The organism is Hahnella aquatica (SeqCode) (assembly GCF_965194505.1).
GTDB lineage: Bacteria > Pseudomonadota > Gammaproteobacteria > Burkholderiales > Burkholderiaceae_A > Hahnella > Hahnella aquatica.
Map to the genome: position 1 here is coordinate 1084607 of NZ_OZ239144.1, position 17793 is coordinate 1102399.

Here is a 17793-nt window from a genome sequence, read left to right on the forward strand (position 1 = left end):
TCGTGAACTAGACCAGGGTGGTCTGGTAGTAACGCTTGACATGCTCGGTGAGCTGGTAGCCCTTGTTCCCGCCTTCGTCAGTCTGGGCTGCAGTCGCTGCAGCGGCAGATGTGACTTCTGGCGACGAGGTGGACTGGGCCACGACCGCTGCGGCGGATGCAGCCACCACCCCACCAATTCCAAAAAGCACCTTGCGACGGTTTTCAACGGTTTTCATGATCCCGACCTCCAGAGTGTTGGTTTTACTTGTCAAGAGGATATGCCTCCTATGCGAGACGGTTTATAGGGGAAACCCTAAACTTCGGGAAGACCCTGTGCCGCCGCCTGCGTCGCCCCGAAAATGTCGAAGGCCTGACGCTCAATCTCGAAAAAGCAGCGGGCAAACTGCGCCACCGCCGCATAAAACAATGACTTGGGATGCCGCTCCAGCTGATCCAGGCAATCGAAGGCCCAGCCCCCAAGGTGCTTCTGAAAGAACACCTGCTGCTGCTCCAGGAGGCTTCGCCCACTCGAATCGGGCTCCCAATCGCCCGCCACCAGGTAGCGCATCACCTCGCAGAGGCCCGAGAGGTGGTCCTCTGTTTCAGAGGAACTTGGGTCTCGCTCGATGCCGAGCAACGCAAGGTCGGATCGAAGTTCCACCAATGGCGCACGATTCTGCGCACCGGCCATGTAGAAGGACCCGTTGAGCATGATCTCTGGCTTTCCGACGCTGTAGAACAAGGCGTCGTATTCGGCGCGCGATGCCACGGGCGCCTGCTCAATGGCCACCGACAGCAGGCCACGCCAGGCCACGGTGAGGGGCGCATCATCGGCGGGGTCGGGCTTTGGGGAGGCCGCCATGCGGCTGAAAAAAACATCGGAGGGCGGCGCCGCAAAGAGCTCTGCAATGAGGCCGTAGGTGTCCGCTCGGGCCAGGTCTTCCTCAGACTGACCATGGTCGAGGGCGGCGCTCGGCGCCACCAGGTTGATCTTCTGAAAGTCGGTCATGCCTCTTTCTCCACCATGTCCACCACCCTGCAATCGCCACACATTTCCAAACGCTTGGCCTTCTCGCCTGCAAAGGCGGGATGCCCACCAATTCGCTGCAGCATCACGGCCAGGCCTTGCTTGGTTGCAAATGGCTTTCCGCAACGGATGCAGCAGAACGGCTCTGCCCGATTCAGTTCGCTGGGCTCGCGCCGCTTCGCCAGTTCAGAGATGCGGGGTGCCAGCGCAATCGCAGCCTCCGGGCAGGTCTCCACGCACAGGCCACACTGCACACAGTTCTTCTCAATGAGCAAGAGCAGTGGCTCCCCGCTGCCATCCTTCAAGGCCTGCTCGGGGCAGGCGCCCACGCATGACATGCAGAGGGTGCAGCGCTCGTTGTCCACCACCAGGCCACCCATCGGTGATCCAGCGGGCAGCGCAATCGGAAAGGCGAGTGACTTCTGGCGCACACCCTCGCGGATGAGGTGGTCCATCACCGTCTCCAGCGCGGTTCGCTTGTCCGCGCCGATGGCGAAGGTTCCCGCGCGTTTGATCGCACTGGGCGCCAGGGCTTGGTTCAGGAACCCCTCGAGCCCCGCGGGGTCCGCCTTGGAACCCACGAAGAGTCGCACTCGGTCACCCCCAAGGTCGAGCCCCGCGAGCACGGCGTTGGCCATTGAGACCTGCTCGGCCAACGCCTCCTGGTATGCAGCAGCCTCCTGGCCCGTGAGCAGGATTGACACCGACTGGGCCCCATAGGCAATCGCGGCAAGCCAGACCTCCAGCCCAATGCTGGCTGCATGGTGAACCTCGAGTGGCAGCATGTGCGTCGGAATGCCCGGGCCACGCCCGAACATGGCCCGCCGGCCAATGGCCTCCAGTTGATCAATCGCCTCGCCGTGGTCTCGACCACCGAAGAACAGAACGGATCGTGCCGTGGCGCCAGCCTCTTGCATGACGGAGAGACCCAGTCGAAGCCTGCGCGCCACCACATCGGCATCCGGCGTTGCAAAGCGCATCGCCCCCGACGGACAGACGGTGGTGCAGGCACCGCAGCCCAGGCAGAGGTTGGGATTGACCTCCACTCGGCCCTTGCCATCTGTGAAGTGCGAGGAGATGGCCACCGTGGAACACACATCCACACAGGCGCGACATCCAATCTTTCCGTTTCTCCCGTGCGCGCAAAGCCGCTCGTCGTACTTGAAGAATTTCGGCTTCTCAAACTCACCGACCAGCTGGGCCAACGACATCAGGCCCGCCCAACGATCCTCCGGGCTTGCGCCACCCACATGGCGGTAGCCCATCGGCCCATCGGATTGGGGGAAGATGGGAGAGGCTGAGCAATCCAAAACAAGATCAAACTCATCCTCGCGCGCCTGCGAACCCATACGATCGAAGGAAATCGCACCAATCGACTCGCAGGCCTTCACACAGTCTCTGCTCGACTTGCAACGGTTGAGATCCACCTGGAAGCGGTCGTCGATGGCGCCCTCGGGGCATGCGGCCACACAGGCGCCACAGCGCACACAGAGATCGAGGTCGATGGGGTTGACCTGTTGCCAACGTGCCTTGAACGAGCCCAAGTGGCCAGTCATCGAGACCGACGCGGCCGAAAAGATGGGAAGGCTGCGATCGACCGGCAATGGACAGTCCACTTCGGTGAGGATGGCAGTCGGTGTGACGGTATCCGGAAAGTTCGCAACCAGTTGCTCGGCCAAGGGCAGAACGACCGAGGCCGGCCCCACCAAGCAAAGACGGCCCGCACTCCGATAGGTGACTGCGGGCACCGCATCCGGCGCCGGCAGGCTTGCAATGGCCAAGAGCGCCTTGACCTTGGGCTGCGCCTCGGCAGACTTCGCGGTCCAGCCTGCCATCTCACGAATGTTCACGAATCGAACGGCCACCGCAGGTGCCGGTGAGCGTTCGGCAGCAAGGCCCTCGAACAAGGGCGCCTCCTGGGTGCAGGCCACCACCAGGTCTTCGCTGCCCCCGAGTGCATCAAGATACGTATTGACCTCGTGTCGGCACAGGCCCGTGTGGATGGGATGCCCGATCGTGGCGGCATCGAGCTTCATGGTGCGATTGCAGGAGCAGACCAGGCAGGTGGTCATGAGACAGCCTCCCCCTCTTGCCCCGGCTTCTGAGTTTCGTCAGGACGGGCTGTACTCACCAACGAAGACACCCCTTCGTCCCTGGATTCGACCCCGTCATGGTGCATCTGATCATGTGACACAAGACTCTCCTGTGGACGCTCCTCCGGAGCGGAAGCCTGCTGGGAGACGTCTTGATCGACGCCTGCAGCAGCATCGGCCAAAAGCTTGTCGGCCTCCTCCTGGAGCATTTCCTTGCGCCATGGTGGATCCTCAAAAAGTGACAAAGACTCCGACTGCTGGAGGTTCGCCACCTCCGCCGCCGTGAGCTTGGGCATGTTGGAGTAGTCCTCCCAATAGACATCCATGTCGCTACGCACGTTGTAGTGAGGCATTGCAAAGAGCTTGCGCAAGGCCATGCTGCGAACCTCAGCGGCCACATTGGTCCCCATAAACCGGTTGACATCATCACCCACCGACAACGCCTTGGCGTCTTCCATCGAGGGCGCAGGCTGCTGTGGCTGCAACGCCTGGTCTGAACCCGGGGTCGAGCTGGGCTTGTTGGACTGATCCAACGGCGTCGGCGCAATCGGCTCGGTTACACGAGGCTCAGCCTGATCATTGGCCTCGCCCGTGGAGGGCCCGCGAGCCTCCCCTTGTTCCCGGATCGAGCGATCGATGGTTTTGGCGCGTGACCAGCGCGAGAGAAAGCCGTCTGCCACTAGACCTCCAACCGATCCTTGGGGCTCTTGAAGGATGCTGGCCGAGCACGCTTCTTGGGCTCAGGCTGGTAATGCTGGGCGAGAAAGTCGGTCAGCCAGTGGGCGGTGTCGAGGTCGATGGGGTGGCTCTCGACCAACTCTTGTGCATCCATGAGGCGGCCGGCCTCGTTGTAACTGAGGGTGATTCGACGAATCTCCGGAATGGGATCCACCATCTCGCGGTCCAGCCTCCAGTGCACAAACCAGGCCGGCTGCGCCAGCGAGCAGTTCAAGTAGTAGCCCTCGCCTTCATCCGGAAACAACTCCACCGGCATGATGCGACTCACATGGGCACCATCCGCAGACAGCGCGTTGGGGAAGGCGGCCTCTGCATCTGCCACCCACTCTGGGCACCAGACGGCCTCGGTCAGTTCCCAGCGAAAAGGCTCCCAACGACTGGTCTGCAACACCTTTGAGACGGTTGCTCTGGCCCAGCGCATGGGCCGGGCCGACGACGAAGACGTGCTCATCATGTGTTCTGCACCACGATGGTGGGGAACTTGCTGCTCATGTCTTTGCCGATCCTCGAGACGGACACGGCCACCTTGCGGGCGATCTCTTTGTAGAGGCCCGCAATGGCGCCGTCCGGGTCGGCCACGAGGGTGGGACGACCAGCATCCGATTGTTCGCGAATCGAGAGGTTCAGGGGCAGGCTGCCCAGCAGCGGAACGCTGTAGTCCTCGGCCATGAGACCGCCACCACCCGAGCCAAAAATATGCTCTGCATGCCCGCACTGGGGGCAGACATAGAGGCTCATGTTTTCCACGATGCCAATGACGGGCACCGACACCTTCTCAAACATCTTGAGGCCCTTGCGCGCGTCCATCAGGGCCACCTCTTGCGGTGTGGTGACGATCACCGCACCCGTGATGGGCACATTCTGGGCGAGGGTGAGGTGGATGTCACCCGTGCCAGGCGGCATGTCGATGAGAAGGTAATCCAAATCTTTCCATGTGGTCTGGCGCAGGAGTTGGTCGAGCGCCTGCGTGACCATGGGTCCACGCCAGACCATGGCCTGGTCCTTGTCGATGAGAAACCCAATGGAATTGCACTGTAGGCCATGGCCCATCATGGGCTCGATGGTCTGGCCATCAACCGATTCCGGCCGCCCCACGATGCCGAGCATGGTGGGGATGCTGGGGCCGTAGATGTCTGCATCGAGCACACCCACCGTGGCCCCCTCGGCGGCCAGGGCCAAGGCCAGGTTCACCGTGGTCGTGGACTTCCCCACACCACCCTTGCCCGAGGCGACGGCGATCATGTTCTTGACCGACGGAATTCTCTTGAGACCGCGCTGAACGGCATGCGCCTGGATCTCCTGGCGGATGGAGACACTGGCATTGCCCACACCGGGCACAGACCGCACTGCCGCGATGGCAGACTTTCGGATGGCATCGAGCCGGCTCTTGGCGGGAAAGGTCACCACCAGCTCAAGGTCGACATCCTCGCCGTCCACCTTCAGGGATTTCACCAGGCCAGCAGACACCAAGTCTTGGCCCATTTCTGACACCAAAACACCTTGCAAAGCAGCGCGTACTGCGTCCGTCGTCAGGCCCACAACACCCCCTTTTTTGTTTTGGACAGCCCAGCCCCAAGTTTAAAGCCCGGGGATGGCCAAACGCCGCCGCGCCGACCCGGGTAAACCATGGTCCTCCGGATTACCCCCTGAGCAAACCTGGGAAATCCTCGATGGCCCGCGCCTCGGGCACGCGATAGCCCAGACACCCCCCCAATGTCTGAGTCCATCCCGCCCGGCCAAGCCCAGACAGCAGGGCCTGCAAGGCCGGTTGTTGCTCGTTGGCTGTCTTGTAGGCAAGCGAGTAGACCTCCTCGAACAAGGGCACAAAGCCCAGACCCCGTGACTCGGCCACGGCCTCAAGCCCGAGGCCGGCATCGCCATCCCCTGCTCGAATGGCCTGCGCCACCGCCGCATGAGAGGGCTCCTCCTGACGCCATCCACGAATCTGCGATGGACTTGCACCGACCTCCTCAAGCCATGCATCCATGAAGGCCCGCGTTCCTGCACCAGGGGCCCGATTCACGAACCGGACACTGCCGTCGAGCAGGTCGTGCAGCGAGCGCAGTCGAAGGGGGTTGCCTCGCTCCACCAGAAGGCCTTGGGTCCGGATGGCAAATGGAACCACCCTCGCCTGTAGACCATCCGCAGCCTCGGCCATGGACTGCCGCAGCCGATCCAAGACCCCGGCGAGGTCTGGCCTTGGAAGCGGGAGGTGAAAGCCGGCCACCAAGGCACGCCCCTCTTGCAACGCCGCAATGGCGTCGAGGCTTCCAGAAAACCGAATGTCCAAATGCAGGCCATCGGCTGCCAGGACCTCTCGGCAGACCGCCAAGGCTTCGTCGTGACTGGCCACGACGCCGAGCAGTTGTGCCTTGTCATCGAAGGCCACTGCAAAGGCCCGCTCGAGGTCTGAACGCAACTGATGAATCTGCGGCGAGAGCCGCGACTGGGCCTGACGCTCCGCCCAGAGCAGCTTGTGTCCAAAGGCGGTGAGCTGAGCCCGTTGGCCCTTCTCCCAGACAATGAGCAGGCGATCGAAGGACTCCTCCCAGCGCTTGAGTTCACCCCAGACATGCCGGTAGGACAAACCCAGGGTTCGCGCAGCCGCGGAGATCGACCCCCGACGCTCCACCGCATCGAGCATTTCCATCAAGGGATGAATGACCAGGTCGCCGCTTGGCGCTGTGGGCGAAAGGCTGTAGGAGAGCGCCACGCGATGGACGCTCCGGGAATTGTCCTTATGCACGATTGTTTATATCGCCAAATGCTGCAGAGCCCTCTAGGATACGCGGACCCATGAACAGCCTTGTCGAAAGCATCTGGGTCGCAGCCGGTTTGATCGGCTCGGCCGACGCCACCCTGTTGAGCATTGTTGGCCGATCCCTTCAGGTGAGTCTATTGGCCACCCTCTTGGCCTGCGCGGCGGGAGCCGCCTTCGGGGCCTGGCTGGGCAGCCACCGGTTTCGAGGCCGTGGTGCAGTGCTGCTCTTGCTCAACACCTACGTGGCCATCCCCGCCGTGGTGGTGGGGCTCATTGCCTACCTTCTGCTCTCGCGATCGGGGCCGCTGGGCTTTCTAGGCTGGCTCTACACCGTGCCCGCGATGGTCTTTGCACAGACCATTCTTGTCTTCCCCTTGGCCGCCACCATGACTCGCCAGACCATTGAGGATGGTGACCATCGCCTGGGCGAGAGCCTGCGATCGATGGGGGCCAACGCCTTCTGGCGGCCTGCACTGCTGCTCGTGCACGAGCGGCATGCGCTGGTCACGATGGTCATCACCTGCTTTGGTCGGGCCATCGCCGAAGTGGGAACCGTGATGATGGTGGGCGGCAACATCGATGGATTCACCCGCGTGATGACCACGGCCATTGCCTTGGAGACCAGCAAGGGAGATCTCCCCCTGGCCATAGGCCTGGGCATTGTGCTGCTTGCTACGGTACTCGTTTTGAACATGATGCTGGCCTGGGTGCGCCGGCCCCGCGCCACATGACCATTCAAATTCGCAACCTCTGTGTGACCCGCGAGGGCCAAGAGATTCTCTCCATCTCCACGCTCGACCTCGAGCCCGGCCGGGCTCATGCGCTGGTGGGTGCGAATGGCAGTGGCAAGACCACGCTGCTGCGTGCCATCCACGGGCTGCTGCCCGAGTCTGGGTCCAGTGTGACCCAGCCCGCAGCGGGCCGCACTCGAATGGTCTTCCAGCAGCCTGACGCCCTTCGGCTCTCTGCGCGTCGGAACCTTCAATTGGCGGCATGGTTTGCCGGCCAAGGCTGGCAACAGGCACACGACACCGCTCAAAATTGGTTAGAGCGGGTGGGGCTCTCGGCACAGGCGGACCAGCTCGCCACCACCTTGTCGGGCGGCCAACGGCAGCGACTGGCCATGGCCCGCGCCCTGATGGTGTCGCCCCAGGTGCTGCTGCTCGACGAGCCCACGGCAAGCCTCGATGCGGCATCCTGCGAATTGGTGGAGACACTCATGCGCGAGTTCCTCGCAGAAGTGGCCTCCAGCCCGCGCTACCTGATCTTCACCAGCCATCAGTCGAACCAGGTGGGACGTCTGGCCGATCGCATCATTGAATTGGAGCGCGGACACGTGGTGTCCGACCAGCAGCAGCCTCGCTAGACCAGCCCATCGAAGGGAAGCACCTTCACCAGATCGCCCACCTTCGTGAGGCTGGTGTCGTGGTCGAGCACCACCAAACAGTTTGCATCGCTCATGGAGCGAAGGATGCCGGAGCCCTGCCCGCCCGTGGTGCGAACGCGCACGCGCCCCGCATCATCCAAAGAGAGCAAGCCGCGTCGGTACTCGGTGCGGCCCGCCTTCTTGGGAATCTCTTCGGCGGCCTCGGCCAGCACCGGAAGACTGCCCTCCCCCCGGGTGGCCATGAGTGCCAGCAGGCCATGGCGAACGAAAATGTAGAAGGTGACCATCACGGCCACCGGGTTGCCCGGCAGGCCAAAAAGAATGGCGGAGTCGCCCTCGCCCACCCGTTCACCCGACCAGATGCGACCAAAGGCCATGGGCCTGCCCGGGCGCATGGCAATGCGCCAGAACGTCACATCGCCGAGCTTGGCCATCATGGCCTTGATGAAGTCGGCCTCACCCACGGAGACCCCGCCCGAGGTCACGATCGCATCGGCGGCCGACGCCGCCTGCTTGAATGCGCGCTCCAGGGCGGTGGGCTCATCCGGGATGACTCCCATGTCAATGAGTTCCACACCCATGCGGGCCAGCATGCCGTGGAGGGTGTAGCGATTGCTGTCGTAGACGCAGCCGGCATCCAGGGGCTCGCCCACCGAGCGCAGTTCATCGCCGGTGGAGAAAAATGCCACCCGCACGCGTTGGGCGACCGAGAGTTCTGCAAAGCCCAAGGAGGCGGCCAGGCCGAGGTCTGCAGGACGGATGATGCGGCCAGCGGCAAGGGCGGGGCGGCCGGCCGTCAGGTCCTCGCCACGCAGGCGACGGTTGTCACCCGGCCGCACGGCCCGCGCAAGAAAGCGAATGGCCTCGCCCTCGCGCTCGGTGAATTCCTGCGGAATAACAGTGTCGCAGCCATCGGGCATGACGGCACCGGTCATGATTCGAATGCAGTGGCCGGCCGCACAGCGGCCCTCGAAGAGTCGGCCCGCAAAGGCCTCCCCGGCCACCTGCAGCGAGATGGTGTCGCCGTCGGCCAGGGTCTGGCTGTGAAAGGCGTAGCCATCCATGGCGGCGTTGTCGTGGCTCGGCACATCGATGGGTGAGATGAGGTCTTCGGCCAGCACTCGGCCCAAGGCAGCTCGCACCGAGACGCGCTCCACCGCGCGGCCAGACAGCTGCGCACGACACAGGCCGTCGATCACCTCGAGGGCTTTCTCGACCCGCAGGGCGTCCGGATCGTATCCCGTGACACAGGAGACGATCTGATCGAGATTCACCAAGGCCGACATGTGGGGCTCCTCGCCTAGGGGGTTCCAGGTGCCCCAGGCGCCCCGGGTGCCTCAAGGGCCCTGAGTTCATCCACCGTGTTGGCATTGAAGAAGGCCGCCGAATCTGGAAAGACCACCTCGGCCGCCCCGAGGTCGCTCGTCCAGCGATCGATCTTGCGGCCACCCTGCTGCAGGTAGACCAGGAGGCTGTCGTGCACCTCGGCCCGCATCAGCAGAAAGACCGGATGCGGCTGCCGAGTGCCATCGGCCTCGATGGTGACGGGGTAGGCCAGCGGCATTCCCGACGACACAAGTCCTTCATGAAGCGTTGCCACGAGGTCGGTTGGGAAATTTGGCACATCACACGGAATCGCCTGAAGGAATTCCGTTTCCGTGTAGGGCAGGCCCGAGAGCATGCCGGCGAGCGGCCCCTGGTAGCCATCGATCGGGTCGGGCAGCACCGTGACACCGAAGCCCTCGTAGACCCCAATGTTCCGATTCGCATTGATGAGCACCTCGGAGACTTGAGGGATGAGCCGCATCATGGCGCGAAAGGCCAAGGGCTGACCCTGGAAACGCTCCAGACCCTTGTCGACCCCGCCCATGCGACTGCCGCGGCCGCCCGCAAGGATGATGCCGGTGACCTGTTCCGTATGACTCATGCCTCGATGCCCTGGCTGGTAAGGTACTCATCGTAACTGCCCTTGAAGTCGTGCACGGTTCCATCGCCTCGCATGGCCCAGATGCGCGAGGCCACCGCATTCACAAACTCGCGGTCGTGGGAGACCACAAAGAGGGTGCCCTGGTACTTCTCAAGGGCCATCTGGAGCGACTCAATGGACTCCATGTCGAGGTGGTTGGTGGGCTCGTCCATGATGAGCACATTGCTGCGCTCGAGCATGAGGCGCCCGAAGGACATGCGGTGCTTCTCACCACCCGAGAGCACCTGCACAGGCTTGTGGACTTCATCACCTGAGAACAGCAGCCGGCCCAAAATAGAGCGAATGGCCTGGTCGTCGTCCCCCTCCTGGGCGAAACGCTGCAGCCACTCCGTAAGGCTGGTCTGGAGCTCAAACTCCGGGTAGACGTCCTGCGCCATGTAGCCAATCTGGGCGTTTTCTGCCCACTTCACCAGGCCATCGTCGATGTCGTATCCACCGAGGGCCCGTCCCACCATGGCCTTGACCAGGGTGGACTTGCCCGCACCGTTGGGACCAATGATGGCGATCTTCTCCCCGGCCTCGACCATGAGCGAGACCTTCTTGAGCACGGCCTGGCCATCGAAGGACTTCACCACACTCTGCAGATGAACCGCCTGGCGATACAGCTGCTTGGTCTGCTCGAACCGAATGAAGGGGTTCTGCCGTGAGGAGGGCCGGACCTCCACCGCGTCGGACTGAATCTTGTCGATGAGCTTGCGACGAGAGGTCGCCTGCTTGGCCTTGGACTTGTTGGCGGCAAAACGGCGCACGAACTCCTGCAGCTCAGACACCCGCTCCTTGCCCTTGGCATTGGCCGCCATGAGACGCGCACGGGATTCCGTGGCGGCCAGCATGTAGTCGTCGTAGTTGCCGGGATAGATGCGAACCTCGCCGTAATCGACATCGGCCATGTGCGTGCAGACCGCATTGAGGAAGTGCCGGTCGTGGGAGATGATGATCATGGTCGACTGACGCTCGTTGAGCAGGTCTTCGAGCCAGCGAATGGTGTCGATGTCGAGGTTGTTGGTGGGCTCATCGAGCAGGAGAATGTCGGGGTTGCTAAAGAGCGCCTGGGCCAGCAGCACACGCAGCTTCCAGCCGGGGGCGATCTCACGCATGGGCCCCTGGTGCTGCTCGGAGGCAATGCCCGCACCCAGCAGCAATTCCCCGGCCCGGGCCTCGGCCGTATAGCCGTCGTACTCCGCAAACTTGGCCTCGAGGTCGGCCGCACGCATGTAGTCGTCGTCGGTCGCGTCGGGGTTGGCATAGATGGCGTCGCGCTCGGTCATGGCCGACCACATCTCCTGGTGGCCCATCATGACCACATCGAGCACACGAACATCTTCAAACGCGAACTGGTCTTGCTGCAATTTTCCGAGCCGAATCTGGCCTTCATGAATCACCGAGCCCGCGGTCGGCTCCAGGTCCGCTCCGAGAATTTTCATGAGGGTGGACTTCCCGCAGCCATTGGCACCGATCAGGCCATAGACATTGCCGCCGGTGAATTTCACGGAGACATTTTCAAACAGGGGCTTGGCCCCAAATTGCATGGTGATGTTTGCAGTCGACAACATGATGAGACCTATCTTTTAGAGCTGGGACCAGCGTTGGGCATTTCTGAACATCTGAATCCAAGGCGAGTGATCGCCCAGGGACTTGAACTCGGGTGGCACCCAAGAGAGCTGCGCGTTGCGAAAGACGCGCTCGGGGTGCGGCATGAGAATGGTGATGCGGCCATCGTCGTTGGTGAAGGCCGTGGCACCCCCGAATGAGCCGTTCGGGTTGTGGGGGTGGCGCTCCGCCGGCTGGCCGGCCTCATCGAGGTAGCGCATGACCATGTGGGCCTGCCTGGCCCGCTCGGCGGCAGCCGCATCGGCACCCCAGTCGGCCCGCCCCTCCCCATGGGAGACCACCACTGGCAGCCGCGCGCCCGCCATGTCTTGAAAGAGAATGGATGGTGATGGCATCACCTCGACAAACGACAGGCGGGCCTCAAACTGCTCCGAGCGGTTGCGAGAAAAACGCGGCCAGGCCTGGGCACCCGGAATGATGTCCACCAGCCCGGACATCATCTGGCAGCCGTTGCACACGCCCAGGGCAAAGGTGTTGGGGTTGTGGAAAAAACCCAAGAACATGTCGCGAAGCCGGGCATTGAAGAGAATGGAGCGTGACCATCCCTGGCCCGCACCGAGCACATCTCCGAATGAGAATCCGCCACAGGCCGCCAGCCCACGAAAGCCATCGAGGCTCACGCGTCCCGCGGCGAGGTCGGACATGTGGACATCCCATGGCGCCATGCCAGCGGCATGAAATGCCGCGGCCATCTCGACATGACCGTTGACGCCTTGCTCACGAAGAATGGCCACCTTGGGCGGGCTCGGGATGACCACCGCCGGCGCCGACAGCTGACGCGCAAGCGCACTGGGCAGTTCCACCGCCATGGGCATGCGGGTTGATCCAATGGCCTCGAACTCTTCGGCCACGGCCTCGGGATGGTCTCGACGGCTGGCCACCGCCTGGCTGGTGTCCGACCAGCAGCGCTGCAAATGCGCTCGGCTGGCCTGATAGACACACTTGGCATCGCGGTAGATCTCGATCTGATCGCGCGGATTGGGAACCGCCACTTCGATGGCCTGTGCCGAGAGGCCCGTGGCCCGAAGAATGTCCATGAAGGCCGAGCGTTGCGCACGCGCGACCTGCACCACCACGCCAAGCTCCTCAGAGAACAAGGCCCTGACGGTGGCTTCCTCGCGCTGGACCGACACCTGCTCCGGGCGAATTTTGTAGTCGCCCCAGTCAGCCGCATGAGGGTCCACAGTGAGCAGATCCAGGTTGATTGTCAGGCCCATGCGCGCAGCAAAGGCCATCTCACACAGGCAGGCCAGCAGCCCACCGTCGGAGCGGTCGTGGTAGGCCAGCACCAGGTTGGCTGCGCGGGCCTGGGCGAGCGCGGCATGAAGTTGTTGAAGGGCGTTGATGCGAACAAGGTCGGGGGGTTCGCCACCGAAGACACCGCGCGTCTGCGCAAGCACCGATCCACCCAGGCGATGGCGGCCCTCGCCGAGGTCGATGAGCACCAGCACCGTGTCTGGGGCATCGGAGAGCATTGGCGTCCATGTCTGTCGAACATCGTCCACCGGGCCCACCGCCGTGAGGTTGAGCGAGACGGGTGAGACCACCGAGCGCGTGGTGGCGCCGGACTGCCACTGCGCCCGCATGCTGAGGGAATCCTTGCCCACTGGAATGGACAGACCGAGCGCCGGGCAGGCCTCCATGGCCAAGGCCTCCACCGCCCGATAGAGCGCCGCATCTTGGCCTTCCTCGCCTGCAGCCGCCATCCAGTTGGCGCAGAGCTTGATGCTCGCAAAGTCGTCGACCGGGGCTGCCCAGAGGTTGGTGAGCACCTCCCCCAAGGCCATCCGAACCGAGGCCGCCGGGCTCACCACCGCAATGGGTGAACGTTCGGCCACCGCAAAGGCCTGGCCACCGACACCTTCAAAATCCCAGAGGGTGACGGCGACATCTGCCACCGGCGTTTGCCACGGCCCCACCATCTGGTCTCGGGCCGTGAGGCCACCGACGGTGCGGTCGCCGATGGTGATGAGAAACTGTTTGGATCCCACCGTGGGATGCCGCAGCACGGCCTCAATGGCGCCGCCCAGATCAAAGCCAAAGGCCTCGAAGTCATCGGGAGGCACCGGGCTCGATCGGGCATCTTTATGCAGCTTTGGGGGTTTGCCCAGCAGCACCGACAAGGGAAGGTCGACGGGCTGATGGCCCGTGGATGTCGAATCGATGAGTTGAAGGCGGTCGTCCTCGACCGCACGGCCCACCACCGAAAAGGGGCAGCGCTCCCGCTCACACAGGGCCTCGAAGAGATCCAGCGAGGTGGCCGCGATGGCCAGTACATACCGCTCTTGGGACTCGTTGCACCAGATCTCTGCAGGCGAGAGGCCGGATTCATCGAGCGGTACATCTGCAAGACGAAACACACCGCCGCGATCCGACCCATGCACAAGCTCTGGAAATGCATTGGAAAGACCGCCTGCGCCGACATCGTGGATCGACAAGATGGGATTGCGCTCGCCCATGGCCACGCAAGAATCAATCACCTCTTGCGCACGGCGCTGCATCTCTGGGTTGCCCCGCTGAACCGAGTCGAAGTCGAGCTGCAGGTCGTTCTGGCCGGACTGAATCGAGGAGGCCGCGCCGCCGCCGAGGCCAATTCGCATGCCAGGCCCGCCCAACTGAATCAACAACGCTCCCACCGGAATGCTCGACTTGTGCACCTGCTCGTCGGGAATGACCCCCACCCCGCCGGCCAGCATGATGGGCTTGTGATAGCCCCAGTGGCGGTTCCCATGGTGCAGTTCGAAACTTCGGAAGTAGCCTGCCAGGTTCGGCCGACCAAACTCGTTGTTGAAGGCGGCGCCACCGAGTGGGCCCTCGATCATGATGGCCAGCGGCGAGGCCATTCGCGAGGGCTCATGTGGCGCCTCGGAGAAATCCAAGTGCGAGACCGCAAAGCCTGTCAGGCCGGCACGAGGCTTGGCCCCACGGCCTGTGGCGCCCTCGTCTCGAATCTCGCCGCCTGCGCCAGTGGCCGCACCCGGAAAGGGGCTGATGGCAGTGGGATGGTTGTGGGTCTCGGCCTTGAGCACTGTGTGCAGGGTCATCGGCCGAACCACATACGGACCAGGCTCACCAGCGGCCAACAGCCGATGGGCCGAGGCCCCCTGCAGAACTGCGGCATTGTCGGAGTAGGCCGAGAGCGTGCCCTGGGGCGTCTGGGCATGCGTGTGCCGAATCATCTGGAAGAGGCTGGAGGCCATGGGCACGCCATCGATGTCAAAGCTTGCATTGAAGATCTTGTGGCGACAGTGCTCGGAGTTCGCCTGCGCGAACATCATCAGCTCGACATCGGTCGGATCTCGGCCGAGCTTTGCATAGGCCTGGGCCAAATAGGACATCTCGTCATCTGAGAGCGCAAGCCCAAGCCGACGATTCTCCTCGCGAAGGCGGGCCATGGCATCAGCACCCAACGCCGTGATCACGAGCCTGCCGGCGGGACGGTCGTCGAAGTATTCCGATGCCGGCATGCCTGGGAACACCTCCTCGACCATGCGGTCGTGCAAGCGACCCGAGCAGGCCACCGCCGCGAGGTCCTTGCTGCGTAAAACATAACGAATGCCGCGCTCGACACGGCGCACCTCGGCCACGCCACAGGCGTGAAAGATGTCGAGGGCCTTGGAGGACCAGGGTGACCGCGTGCCCTGACGGGGCAAGACCCAAAGCGCTTCCGGCTGGGCCACGAGAGCGTGTACAGGCCGAGGAAGGTCGAGCAGTTGGCAGACCACATCGGGCGGGGGCAGACCACCGGACTCCCAGGCCGCGCCCGCATCGAGCTGCACGAGGTGGCACCACTGGGCCGAGACCACCGAGGCCGAGGCATCGACCTGACGCAGCTTCTCCGTGAGGCGGGCCAGACGGAAGGCAGACAGCGCAGGGGCCCCCGGGAGGCAGCGAAACGTGGACATGCCCAAATTATACGGATGTCGCTACTGCGGCTTTGTGAGCTCGAAGTGCCCCGTGAAGCGGCCTGCGAAGACCGTCTTGAGCTCCGCACCGTCCTGCCGCATCTGAACGTCGACCCCTGGCTGTGCCCTGGGCTCCACGGCCGAGACGGCCACGAGCCCGACGGGCCATGAGACCGACAAGGACGCTTCCATGGGCAGGTAGCCATCGAGGTAACGACGCATGAGCGGGCCGGCCTGCAGGCGCCATCCACCACCATCGACTGCATCCAGGGCCTTTGAAGACAATGCAATGCAGATGGAGGCCCCACGACGAACATCGGTCAGGGTCACGAGATGGCCATCCACCTGCACCCCGCCAATGCCCACATGCTCGCCGATCCTAAGGGTCTTGAGGCGCTGCGGGTTGAAGGCAATCACCACCTTGCGAATTGGGTCGAGCTGCCAATGGCATGTGGCCAGCTCCACCAGGCCGGTCTCCAGGCTTGCGGCCGTGAGGGCCACCCGCGACTCATACCGATAGGCATTGGGGTCGGGGTTCGTTGCCAAGAAACGGAGTTCTCCCTCTCGTGCAATGTCCGAGAATTCCAGTGCACTTGGCGAGGCCAGCGGCAGGCCCAGCAACAGGAGCGCCACGCAGGGCCACAGCCGGCGCCACCACCCAGGCATGAACCCAAACATCACCGACCCTGCTCCAGCAGTGGCGAGAGCACCGCCCAGATGGTGTCCAGTATTCGCGGCTGGGCAGCCGCGTTCGGGTGGATGCGATCGGCCTGGAAATAGCGCAGGTCGGTGGCGAAGCCCTCGAGCATGAAGGGCACGAGCCGAACGCCTTCTGCCCTGGCCAGCCGAGGAAAGATGGCCTGGAACTGATTGGCATAGGTGGCCCCGTAATTGGGGGGCACGGCAATGCCCACGAGGACCACCTCTGAGCCCGCCTGTCGGGCCGCGCGAATCATGTCACGCAGGTTCTGCTCCGTGTGGGCCAGAGACAGGCCACGCAGCGCGTCGTTGGCACCAAGCGCAAGAACGACCACGCGGGGGCGCACCTGGCCCAGCACGCGCTCGAAACGCTGCAGGCCACCATGGGTGGTCTCGCCAGACAGGCTCCGATTGACCACCCGCCAGGCGGGCGACTTGGGCAGGCGCTTCTCGAGCAGGTGCCCCCAGCCCTCAGAGGGAGACAGGCCATAGGCGGCCGAGAGGCTGTCGCCGTAAATGAGTATGCTTGGCGTGGACGCGAAAGCAGGCCTGACGATGGCTGTTGCCGCCAGCAGCATGGTCACCCCCAACAGGAGCGCAGCACGCCGTGAGCATTCAACACCAATCTTTGGCCATACGAGCAGTTTCATTGTTCAAGACTGTATCTGATGGCAACGATGAATTGAGCATTCTCCAAGACATCTCCTTGAATGTGTCACCGGGGCAGTCGCTGGCCATTGTGGGCCCCTCCGGCTGCGGCAAGTCCACCCTGCTCGGCCTGCTCGCGGGTCTGGATGTTCCCAGCGCAGGCCAGGTCTACTGGGGCGACGAGGAGATCTCCTCACTCGACGAAGAGGCCCGAACCGAGCGGCGCTTGCGCGACGTGGGCTTCGTCTTCCAATCATTTCAACTGCTGCCGCAGCTCAACGCCACCGAGAATGTCATGCTCCCGCTCGACCTCCTCGGCGACCCAGAGGCCAAAGAGAAGGCTCAGGCCATGCTGGCGAATGTGGGACTTGAGAATCGGCTGCACCACTTTCCAGCCACACTGTCTGGCGGGGAGCAGCAGCGCGTGGCCCTGGCCCGTGCCTTCGTGAGGGCACCGCGGCTCCTTTTTGCCGACGAGCCCACGGGCAGCCTGGATGCCGCCAGCGGCGATCGCGTCATCTCACTGCTCTTTGAACTTCAACGCGAACAGGGCACCACCCTGGTGATCGTGACCCACGACGAGGCCCTCGCCCAGCGCTGCGATGCCCGCATGGGACTGCTCGCAGGCGCTACCGCTTGAACCGATAGAACCGGTCGTTGAGGAATCGGCTGGCATGCTCGATCTCCTCCTCGAACCAGCCCGCGCGACTGCGGTTCGCGCAGAACTCCACCATGGTGCGAAGCTCGGCGGCCGACTTCATTTTTCGGAAGTCTTCGGAGTAGAGTTCCTCGCCCTTGCCGTCCGGCATCATGGAATTGTGGCAGGAGGCACACTTCTGCTGGTGCAGGGCCTGGCCCTTGGCCGCGTCTCCTTTGGGGAAGAGCGGCGCAGCAGAGGCCGAGGCCCAAGGGCCCAAACAGGCCAGCAGCAAGAGGCCCACAAGACGGGTCGACAT

17 protein-coding genes are annotated in these 17793 nt (G+C 63.4%); 3 read left to right on the forward strand and 14 right to left on the reverse strand.

Annotation, left to right across the window (positions count from 1 at the left end):
• Nucleotides 1-7: 7 nt before the first annotated feature.
• The 7 genes from AC8GDA_RS05585 to AC8GDA_RS05615 form a co-directional block, all read right to left on the reverse strand.
• Complete coding sequence (locus tag AC8GDA_RS05585) at nt 8-217, reverse strand: formate dehydrogenase (RefSeq protein ID WP_506555553.1); 210 nt, start codon at nt 215-217, stop codon at nt 8-10.
• A 77-nt stretch (nt 218-294) separates the two neighbouring features.
• A complete protein-coding gene (locus AC8GDA_RS05590) occupies nt 295-990 on the reverse strand; it encodes a TorD/DmsD family molecular chaperone (protein ID WP_506555554.1) in 696 nt (231 codons plus the stop codon).
• Nucleotides 987-3080, reverse strand: coding sequence for a 4Fe-4S binding protein (locus AC8GDA_RS05595; RefSeq protein WP_506555555.1), 2094 nt, complete (start codon nt 3078-3080; stop codon nt 987-989). The genes AC8GDA_RS05590 and AC8GDA_RS05595 overlap by 4 nt, the downstream gene beginning before the upstream one ends.
• Nucleotides 3077-3781 carry a DUF3306 domain-containing protein gene (locus AC8GDA_RS05600; RefSeq protein ID WP_506555556.1) on the reverse strand — a complete coding sequence of 235 codons (705 nt, stop codon included), beginning with the start codon at nt 3779-3781 and terminating at the stop codon, nt 3077-3079. The genes AC8GDA_RS05595 and AC8GDA_RS05600 overlap by 4 nt, the downstream gene beginning before the upstream one ends.
• A complete protein-coding gene (locus AC8GDA_RS05605) occupies nt 3781-4293 on the reverse strand; it encodes a DUF3305 domain-containing protein (RefSeq protein WP_506555557.1) in 513 nt (170 codons plus the stop codon). Before AC8GDA_RS05605 ends, AC8GDA_RS05600 begins: the two co-directional genes overlap by 1 nt.
• Nucleotides 4290-5378 (reverse strand): iron-sulfur cluster carrier protein ApbC, encoded by a 1089-nt coding sequence (gene apbC / locus AC8GDA_RS05610; protein WP_506555558.1) that lies wholly within the window; start codon nt 5376-5378, stop codon nt 4290-4292. Before apbC ends, AC8GDA_RS05605 begins: the two co-directional genes overlap by 4 nt.
• Nucleotides 5379-5478: 100 nt before the next feature.
• Nucleotides 5479-6585, reverse strand: coding sequence for a substrate-binding domain-containing protein (locus tag AC8GDA_RS05615; RefSeq protein WP_506555559.1), 1107 nt, complete (start codon nt 6583-6585; stop codon nt 5479-5481).
• Between the two features lie 50 nt (nt 6586-6635).
• On the opposite strand from AC8GDA_RS05615, the gene AC8GDA_RS05620 reads away from it, so the two are divergent.
• Together AC8GDA_RS05620 and AC8GDA_RS05625 are read left to right on the forward strand one after the other, a co-directional pair.
• Nucleotides 6636-7331 (forward strand): ABC transporter permease, encoded by a 696-nt coding sequence (locus AC8GDA_RS05620; RefSeq protein WP_506555560.1) that lies wholly within the window; start codon nt 6636-6638, stop codon nt 7329-7331.
• Nucleotides 7328-7966 carry an ATP-binding cassette domain-containing protein gene (locus AC8GDA_RS05625; protein ID WP_506555561.1) on the forward strand — a complete coding sequence of 213 codons (639 nt, stop codon included), beginning with the start codon at nt 7328-7330 and terminating at the stop codon, nt 7964-7966. Before AC8GDA_RS05620 ends, AC8GDA_RS05625 begins: the two co-directional genes overlap by 4 nt.
• On the opposite strand, the gene moeA is transcribed toward AC8GDA_RS05625, so the two are convergent.
• From moeA to AC8GDA_RS05655, 6 genes are read right to left on the reverse strand one after another with little or no spacing between them, the layout of a single operon-like run.
• A complete protein-coding gene (gene moeA / locus AC8GDA_RS05630) occupies nt 7963-9264 on the reverse strand; it encodes a molybdopterin molybdotransferase MoeA (RefSeq protein ID WP_506557204.1) in 1302 nt (433 codons plus the stop codon). The genes AC8GDA_RS05625 and moeA overlap by 4 nt on opposite strands.
• 23 nt (nt 9265-9287) lie before the next feature.
• A complete protein-coding gene (gene mobA / locus AC8GDA_RS05635) occupies nt 9288-9914 on the reverse strand; it encodes a molybdenum cofactor guanylyltransferase MobA (RefSeq protein WP_506555562.1) in 627 nt (208 codons plus the stop codon).
• Nucleotides 9911-11527 (reverse strand): ABC-F family ATPase, encoded by a 1617-nt coding sequence (locus tag AC8GDA_RS05640; RefSeq protein WP_506555563.1) that lies wholly within the window; start codon nt 11525-11527, stop codon nt 9911-9913. Before AC8GDA_RS05640 ends, mobA begins: the two co-directional genes overlap by 4 nt.
• Nucleotides 11528-11542: 15 nt before the next feature.
• Nucleotides 11543-15490, reverse strand: coding sequence for a phosphoribosylformylglycinamidine synthase (gene purL, locus AC8GDA_RS05645; protein ID WP_506555564.1), 3948 nt, complete (start codon nt 15488-15490; stop codon nt 11543-11545).
• Nucleotides 15491-15511: 21 nt separating this feature from the next.
• The gene (locus tag AC8GDA_RS05650; RefSeq protein WP_506555565.1) at nt 15512-16171 is read right to left on the reverse strand and encodes a hypothetical protein; all 660 of its coding nucleotides are present in this window, start codon (nt 16169-16171) and stop codon (nt 15512-15514) included.
• The gene (locus AC8GDA_RS05655) at nt 16168-16839 is read right to left on the reverse strand and encodes an arylesterase (RefSeq protein WP_506555566.1); all 672 of its coding nucleotides are present in this window, start codon (nt 16837-16839) and stop codon (nt 16168-16170) included. Before AC8GDA_RS05655 ends, AC8GDA_RS05650 begins: the two co-directional genes overlap by 4 nt.
• Between AC8GDA_RS05655 and AC8GDA_RS05660 the strand changes: the two genes are divergently transcribed.
• Nucleotides 16839-17477, forward strand: coding sequence for an ABC transporter ATP-binding protein (locus tag AC8GDA_RS05660; protein ID WP_506555567.1), 639 nt, complete (start codon nt 16839-16841; stop codon nt 17475-17477). The two genes, AC8GDA_RS05655 and AC8GDA_RS05660, sit on opposite strands and share 1 nt — an antisense overlap.
• Here AC8GDA_RS05660 and AC8GDA_RS05665 read toward each other — a convergent pair.
• Nucleotides 17467-17793 (reverse strand): cytochrome c, encoded by a 327-nt coding sequence (locus tag AC8GDA_RS05665; RefSeq protein WP_506555568.1) that lies wholly within the window; start codon nt 17791-17793, stop codon nt 17467-17469. The two genes, AC8GDA_RS05660 and AC8GDA_RS05665, sit on opposite strands and share 11 nt — an antisense overlap.

Bases quoted from the DNA above. Each gene is read 5' to 3' on its own strand.
- AC8GDA_RS05585 (WP_506555553.1), bottom strand. From the start codon at position 217: ATGAAAACCGTTGAAAACCGTCGCAAGGTGCTTTTTGGAATTGGTGGG.
- AC8GDA_RS05590 (WP_506555554.1), bottom strand. From the start codon at position 990: ATGACCGACTTTCAGAAGATCAACCTGGTGGCGCCGAGCGCCGCCCTC.
- AC8GDA_RS05595 (WP_506555555.1), bottom strand. From the start codon at position 3,080: ATGACCACCTGCCTGGTCTGCTCCTGCAATCGCACCATGAAGCTCGAT.
- AC8GDA_RS05605 (WP_506555557.1), bottom strand. From the start codon at position 4,293: ATGATGAGCACGTCTTCGTCGTCGGCCCGGCCCATGCGCTGGGCCAGA.
- AC8GDA_RS05620 (WP_506555560.1), top strand. From the start codon at position 6,636: ATGAACAGCCTTGTCGAAAGCATCTGGGTCGCAGCCGGTTTGATCGGC.
- AC8GDA_RS05625 (WP_506555561.1), top strand. From the start codon at position 7,328: ATGACCATTCAAATTCGCAACCTCTGTGTGACCCGCGAGGGCCAAGAG.
- mobA (WP_506555562.1), bottom strand. From the start codon at position 9,914: ATGAGTCATACGGAACAGGTCACCGGCATCATCCTTGCGGGCGGCCGC.
- AC8GDA_RS05640 (WP_506555563.1), bottom strand. From the start codon at position 11,527: ATGTTGTCGACTGCAAACATCACCATGCAATTTGGGGCCAAGCCCCTG.
- purL (WP_506555564.1), bottom strand. From the start codon at position 15,490: ATGTCCACGTTTCGCTGCCTCCCGGGGGCCCCTGCGCTGTCTGCCTTC.
- AC8GDA_RS05655 (WP_506555566.1), bottom strand. From the start codon at position 16,839: ATGAAACTGCTCGTATGGCCAAAGATTGGTGTTGAATGCTCACGGCGT.
- AC8GDA_RS05665 (WP_506555568.1), bottom strand. From the start codon at position 17,793: ATGTCGACCCGTCTTGTGGGCCTCTTGCTGCTGGCCTGTTTGGGCCCT.